The sequence below is a fragment of the Vibrio sp. 704 genome (genome assembly GCF_033339295.1).
Genome location: NZ_JAWOUH010000315.1, coordinates 1 through 793 on the forward strand (window position 1 = coordinate 1; position 793 = coordinate 793).

At 39.8% G+C, this 793-nt stretch carries 1 protein-coding gene and 1 pseudogene; both read left to right on the top strand.

The features are described from left to right. Positions 1-223, top strand: a pseudogene (gene ppnK / locus R7R24_RS26150) (NAD(+) kinase); the annotation flags it as partial. Between the two features lie 250 nt (positions 224-473). Then, the coding region (locus R7R24_RS26155) for a DUF3103 family protein (protein ID WP_318120036.1) at positions 474-793 on the top strand (320 nt) is incomplete at its 3' end.

The following is a 793-nucleotide window of genomic DNA, read 5'->3' on the forward strand; positions in this document are numbered from 1 at the left end:
GTTGGTGGTTGATGGCAAACGTAGAATCAAACTGATTGTGTCACCAGAAAATCGCGGTACACAAGAAGTAAGTTGTGATGGACAAGTGTCGCTGCCAGTTTCTCCCGGCGATGAGATCCACATTTATCAAAGCCCAAATGTACTCAAACTCATCCATCCGAAAGACTACAGCTACTATCACGTATTACGGAACAAACTCGGTTGGTCTAGTAAGTTATTCTAGCTTTCATGAACACGAATTTAAGCCAGTTGCTGATTGCTGCTGGCTTTTTTCTTTTTTGGGATAACACGTAAAGACTTACTAATAAGGCGACGCGATATATCCTGCCGTTAAAACGAAATTTATAAACTTTGATCCTGTGTGCAAAGTTTAACTTATTCCAGAAAAGCAAATTGAATGGAGTATGTCGGGTGATATTCTCACCATGAATAGAGTATTAACTCTATTTCATAAAATCAATAAAGGACATACTATGAAAAAAACTATCATTCTGTCTGTTCTCAGTACATTAGCACTGATTGGCTGCCAATCTGAAGATACTAAAGTGACAAACGTATCTAATGCGCGTGCGGACGACATTACACAAACCAAACGGGAACTTGCTCAACAACTGAGCGAAAACTATACGGCAATTGAGCCTATGTTGAGAAGAGATATTACTGCTCAACAAACCAATGTTCCTGTCTCCTCTTTCATTGAGCAAAACCCTACTGCAGAATTTAGCCAACAGCTCGTTGAAGCCGACGCTCAAATTCGTAGCTGGAAAGGCATTACTGAATTCTCAGATCAATT